This is a genomic window from Sphingomonas sp. FUKUSWIS1 (assembly GCF_000733135.1).
GTDB lineage: Bacteria > Pseudomonadota > Alphaproteobacteria > Sphingomonadales > Sphingomonadaceae > Sphingomonas > Sphingomonas aerolata.
Genome location: NZ_JPJC01000115.1, coordinates 1 through 5,481 on the forward strand (window position 1 = coordinate 1; position 5,481 = coordinate 5,481).

Consider the following 5,481-nt stretch of genomic DNA (forward strand, 5'->3'; position numbering starts at 1 on the left):
CGCCGCGATCCGCGCGCGCTCGTCCGCGTCGGCGAGATCCGCCTCGCGCACGGTGGCCGTCGTCACCGCAGCCGACCCGCCTCAACCGCGACCGCGACATCGACGCGGCCCCAGTCATGCCGCCCGATCAGCCCGCGCAGCTTGCCCGCCATCGCGCCAAGCCGCGAATAATGCCGGATCTTCGAGCGCAAAGGTGCCGCCGCGACGCGCGGCTGGGCGGGATCGATCTCCCAGGGGTGGAAATAGAACATCGCCGGGTGGTCGGCGGCGTTCACCTGGCGCACCGCGAAATCCATCAGCGCGGCGGGCAGCAGCCGGAAGAACCCGCCCCCCGTGGCGACGCGACGCGTGCCGAACTGCGCGACGGTGACGGGCACTTCGAGCAATGCGCTGTCGGCCAGCGGGCGGAAGGCGAAGCGCGGTGCGTCGCGCCATCCATAATGGTCGTGCGCGAGCGGTGCGACGCTCGACGAATAGGCATAGTTCCCTTCGGCCAGCACGGCGTGCGCCCAGGGCGTGCGCTGGTCGATCGAGAAGCTCGGCGCGCGGTAGCCCGTGACACGCTGTCCCGCCGCATCCTCGATCGCGGCGCGCGCACGCGCGAGGTCGGCGCGGAACAGGCCTGCGTCCATCGTGAAGACGCGCTGGTGATCCCAGCCATGGCTCGCGATCTCGTGCCCGGCATCGACGATCCGGCGGATCAGCGCAGGATAGCGGTGCGCGACCCAGCCGAGCGTGAAGAAGGTCGCGTGCACGCCGCTTTCGGCGAACAGCGCGAGCACCGCATCGGTATTCGCCTCGACGCGCGGCTGGAGGCCGTCCCAGTCGGCCTTGTCGATCACCGTCTCGAACGCGCCGACCTGGAACCAGTCCTCGACATCGACCGACATGCCGTTGCGGATCGGGCCGGCCTTTACCGCCGTCGTCACCGGATCACGCCGCGTCGTGCCAGTGCGACGCGCCGCGGATCGGCTTGTAATCGGGCCTAGGCTCGTCGCCCTCGACCCACTCGACGAGCAGCGTCAGGACACGGCGCAGCGCCTGGTCCTGCTGCTCGACCCGCGCCTCGAGCATCGCGAGACGGTCGAGGACCGCAGGGTCGGTGGCCGGGTCGGTGGCGGGGTCGGACGTGCCGCGCGGCTGTGCCTTGGGTTCGGCGGCGGGTTCGGGGGCAGGCTCGGGCGTGGGCGTCGTCGCGCGTGTCGGCAGGTCCGCGGTCAGGTCGCTCTGCACGGCGCGGACGACGGCGCCGTCGATGACGCGCAGATCCTCGATCGCGGCATAGAGCATGACGCGGCCCGCCAGCATGTTGAGGCGGCGGGGGATGCCGTCCGACCCGTCGAACAGCGCGGCGACCGCGTCGTCGGTGAACGCCGGATTGCCCTCCCAGCCGACCACCGACAGGCGGTGCGCGATATAGTCGGCGACCTCATGCGGCTCCATCGGGTCGAGATGGTGGATCGCGATCACCCGCTGGCGCAACTGTTCGAGCCCGTCGGAGCCGTGGAGCCGGTCACGGAATTCGGGCTGGCCGAGCAGCAGGATCTGCAGCAGCGCATGGCCGGCGGTCTGGAAATTGGACAGCATCCGCAGTTCCTCGAGCGCGGACACGGGCAGCGCCTGCGCCTCGTCGACGATCAGCAGCGTGCGCTTGCCGGTCCGTGCGACGGCGTGCAGCCCGCGTTCGATCGCGGTCAGCAACTGCGCCTTTTCGAGCCCCGCCGGGTCGACACCGAGCGCGGTCGCGACGATCCGCAGCAGGTCGCTCGCCTCGATCGCGGTCGACACCAGCCGGATCGCGTTCAGGCTCTGATGGTCGATCGTGTCCATCAGATGCCCGACCAGCGTGGTCTTGCCCGCACCGATATCGCCGGTCATGACGATGAAGCCCTCGCCCTGCGCCAGGCCATAGCCGAGATACGCCATCGCCTTGCGATGCGTCCCCGATTCGAACCAGAATTGGGGATCCGGGGTGAGCTGGAACGGGCGTCCCGTCAGTCCGTAATGTTCGTCGTACATCTGCCAAATATCCTAGAACTGATACCGTGCACCGAGCAGCGCCTGTGCGGACCAGTCGCTGTCGAAGTCGCCGACCTTGAAGCTGTATAACCCGAGCGACGCGGTCGTGCCGAGCCGTCCGAAATTGCGGTAATAGGTGCCGGTCGCGCCATAGGACCAGACCCCGCCATCGCCCGCGGTAACGAAACCGCCGCCGAGCTGGCTGTCGAAATAGTTCACGAACGCGGTCGCATTGATCCCCGATACCGAAGACAGCGACCGCGCGAAATAGAGTTGGCCGTAATAGCTCTCGTCCTCGAGGCCGGTGACGACGAGGCCGGGCGCGCCGCGCGGCGCGAACAGCCGGCGATTGGCATAGCCGATCCCCCCGCCGAAGGTCGTCCGCCCGCGCGTCGCGACGAGCACCGCGTCGATCCCGCGCGCACGGTAGCTCGAGGTGGAGATCGACTGGAACACGTCGTCGAGGCAGCCGCCCGGTGCCGCGCCGGTCGCGCCGAAGACGCAGCCGTTGAACTGCTGCGCAAAGCCCTGGTTGGGCGCGAGGAAGCTCGTCGGCAGGTTGGCGAGGCCGGTGCGCAGCTGGCGGCCGAAGGTCTGCACGCCGTCATAGACGTTGACCGCGACGCCGACGTCCTTCGACGCCTGGTAGGTCGCGGTGCCGGTGAAGCTGAGCGAGCCATAGCGTTCGCCGATCCGTGCCTCGACCGAAGTGCGCCGGTTCGGCCGCCAGATCACGCCCGCGTCGTAATAGAGCCCGTCGGTGCGATAGGCGATGCGGCGCGGCGATCCCGGCGCGGTCCGGAACCGGCCGTCGCGTTCGAGCACGGGGACGCCCGCGGCATCGACCAGCGCATCCTTCTGGCTCGTCTCGATCCGCTCATAGCCGAGGCCCGCGGTCAGCGCGACATAGGGCGACACCGGCAGCACCGCGTCGCCGCGGCCGAAATAGCCCTGGTAGCGCTGGCTGAGCTGGCCCGCGGTCTCGCGGTCGAACCCCGCGCTCGCGGTCAGCCCGACCGGCAGCAGCGTGCCCGGCCGAAACCCGGCGCTGGCGGTCGCGGTGTGGCCGATCGAATCGTCGTAATAATCGAGCCGCTGCCCGCCGGTCGCGGCGGTGCCGAAGGTCGGGGTCTCGACCTTGGTATAGCCCAGCCGGTAGTTGGCGTTGAGCGCGACGTCGCCCGCCTGCGCGGCGAAATTCGGGCCGCCATAGACGGCATAGACCTGCGCGATGTTCGACACGTTGCCGACCAGCACGCCGGGCGCGGCGCCGCGGATGTCCGAGCGCGATCGCGTGGCGATTCCGCCTGCTTCCAGCGAGAGGTTGCGCGTCAGCTGCGCCTCGACCCGCGCGAGGCCCGAATGGATGTCGGTGTCGCCGATATCGTCGTCATAGGCGAAGCGGCGTTCGTAGCGATAGCTGACCTGCCCGTTGATCCGCGCGGTCGACACCGCCGCATCGACGCCCGCCGCGAGCGAGGTGTAGGTGAGCACGTCGCCACCGCCGAGATCCGCGGTGAGGATCTGCGTCGCCTCAATATAGGGCCGTATGACGACACGCCGCGCGCCCTGCCCGCTACCGGATCCCGTTTCGGAGACCGACTGGGCGAGTGCAGGCCCTGCGACGAACAGCGCCGCGGCCCCGCCGAGGATCAGGCGGACATCGCTCACCGGGCGCCGCCTTGCTCGTAATAGCTGCCGAACCGCGCGCCGCCGGGAACGAACGACACCGCGTTGAGCACCAGCTGGATATGCTCGCAGCTGTCGAGCCGATTGACCGCGGCGCGGACCTCGCTTTCGGGCGTATGATCGGCGCGGACGACGAGCATGACCTGCCCGACCAGCATCGCGAGCACGCCCGCGGGCGACGCGGCGAGCGCAGGCGGCGAGTCGAAGATCACGATGCGCCGCGGATCCGCCGCGAGCAGCCGCGCGAGCACCGCGCGGGTCCGCGCGCTGGCGAGCAGTTCGGTATCCATCGTGGTCCGGTCGCCCGCGGGCAGGATCGAAAGATGCGGCACGTCGGTGCGGATCACCAGCGTCTCGACGTCGATGCTCGTATCGGCCAGCGCATCGAGCAGGCCGGGGCCATCGTCGAGCCCGAGCTGCCGCAGCACGTCGGGCTTGGCGACATCGGCATCGACCAGCAGCACCTCGGTATCGCGCTCCGCGGCGATCGAGAGCGCGAGGTTGATCGCGCAGAAGGTCTTGCCGTCGTTCGGCCGCGCCGAGCAGACGAGGATCGTGCGCGCCTTGTCGGGCACCGCGCTGGCCTCGATCTGCGCGCGCGTGATCAGCAACTGTCGCTTGATGAGGCGGAACTCCTCCGCCAGCGGGCCGACCGGCGCGCCGGGCACCATCATGCCGTTCGCCGCCAGCATCCCGCGATCGATCATCGCCGTGTCGCTGGCGACGAACGGCAGATGAAACTCGTCGGGCAATTCCTGCCCGATCGGCGCGCGAAGCTCGGGCGGGATCGCGAGGAAGGTCGCATCGTCGGAGTCCGGCGCGTCGGCTTCGAACGCGGCAACGGGCTCGGCGGCAGGCTCGGGCGCGCGTGCCGGTTCGACCGGCGGCACCGGCGGCCGGGCGCGCACGTGCTGGTTGAAGTCATAGACCGTGGCGGCCCGTTCGAGCAGCGACGGCGCGCGTGGCGGCTCGCCGCTGGCTTCGTGCGATTCGGGGATCTTGCTACGCATGGTCACGTCCTCAGGCCGCCAGGCCACGCTGCAGGATCTCGACACCCAGCAGCAGCACATAGGCGGCGCCGAGTGCTGCCGTGCCGCCGAGGAACATCCGGAACTGCTTGGCGCGCAGCTCGGACTGGGTGCGCGTCACGACTTCGCCGATCGACCCGATCACCGGCATCCCCGCGACGCGTTCGAGCCGGGCGCTCGTCGCGAACGTGCCGCGGAGCTGGCCGAGCAGGAACGCGCCGCCGATCCCGGCACCGAGCCCGGCGATCAGCACGCCGGTCAGCAGCAGCATCCGGTTCGGTGCGCTCGGCTTTTGCGGCGTGGTCGGCGGGTCGATCACGCTGAACTTGACGCGATCGGTCTGCGACTGCGCCTGGCCGCGGAGCGCGATCTGTTCGCGCTGGGTCAACAGCTGGTCATACTGGTCCTTCAGGACCTGATAATCGCGGTCGATCGCGCCCTGTTCCGCGGCGACGGTCGGATCCTCGGAGAGCTTCGCGTTGAGCTGGTCGAGATCGCCCTGCAGCTGCGCGCGGCGGATCCTGAGCGACGCGACCGCCGCCTGCTTGTCCGCCATCATGGCCTGCAGCGAGACATAGAGCGGATTGGGCGACGAGCCCGCGCCGCTGCCGCCCGACAGCGGTTCGCCGCGCGCCGCCGCGGTTGCCTGGGCGAGCTGCGCGCGCAGTGCGACGACGTCGGGATGGCTTTCGGTATAGCCGCGCGCACGGGCATCGGCGAGCTGCCCCTGGATCGCCGCCAGCCG

Annotated in this window: 5 protein-coding genes; all 5 read right to left on the bottom strand. The window is 70.0% G+C overall.

Features of this window, described 5'->3' with window-relative positions:
- Nucleotides 1–62: 62 nt before the first annotated feature.
- Nucleotides 63–890 carry an XrtA system polysaccharide deacetylase gene (locus tag sphsw_RS08175; RefSeq protein WP_031440174.1) on the bottom strand — a complete coding sequence of 276 codons (828 nt, stop codon included), beginning with the start codon at nucleotides 888–890 and terminating at the stop codon, nucleotides 63–65.
- A gap of 43 nt (nucleotides 891–933) precedes the next feature.
- Nucleotides 934–2,019: an ExeA family protein gene (locus sphsw_RS08180; protein ID WP_042466841.1), complete on the bottom strand. Its 1,086-nt coding sequence runs from the start codon at nucleotides 2,017–2,019 to the stop codon at nucleotides 934–936.
- 12 nt (nucleotides 2,020–2,031) lie between these two features.
- Nucleotides 2,032–3,690 (bottom strand): hypothetical protein, encoded by a 1,659-nt coding sequence (locus sphsw_RS08185; RefSeq protein ID WP_031440176.1) that lies wholly within the window; start codon nucleotides 3,688–3,690, stop codon nucleotides 2,032–2,034.
- Nucleotides 3,687–4,718 (bottom strand): AAA family ATPase, encoded by a 1,032-nt coding sequence (locus sphsw_RS08190; RefSeq protein ID WP_042466842.1) that lies wholly within the window; start codon nucleotides 4,716–4,718, stop codon nucleotides 3,687–3,689. Before sphsw_RS08190 ends, sphsw_RS08185 begins: the two co-directional genes overlap by 4 nt.
- A 10-nt stretch (nucleotides 4,719–4,728) precedes the next feature.
- Nucleotides 4,729–5,481 (bottom strand): GNVR domain-containing protein (locus sphsw_RS08195; protein WP_031440178.1); only part of this gene is annotated, 753 nt, incomplete at its 5' end.